Annotated in this window: 1 protein-coding gene; it reads right to left on the reverse strand. The window is 58.3% G+C overall.

Annotated elements, in window-relative coordinates; all coding sequences use genetic code 11:
• On the reverse strand, positions 1–240 hold a 240-nt coding region (locus QP437_RS10375; protein ID WP_285267782.1), incomplete at both ends, for a nucleoid-associated protein.

Raw genomic sequence — 240 nt, forward strand, 5'->3', positions numbered from 1 at the left:
TCTCTTCGAGCTCATAACCCTGCTCGGCGGTAAACTCCTGGAAACTCTTTTCGCTGACGCCGGAGAGCTCTTTCGACAACGATTCCAGCTCGATCTCTTCGCCCGCCTGCAGCTGTTCGTTACAGTAGGCGTACACCTGCTGGCGCACGTTCTGGCGCTCGGATTTATCCAGCTGCGCGTCAGCGGCGAAATCATCCACCGCCTGCAACAGACCGCGGTTCTGCGCTTTGGCATTGAGCC

It is taken from the genome of Haemophilus sp. UMB1048, assembly GCF_030218125.1.
In the GTDB taxonomy this organism is placed as follows: Bacteria; Pseudomonadota; Gammaproteobacteria; order Enterobacterales; family Pasteurellaceae; genus Haemophilus_D.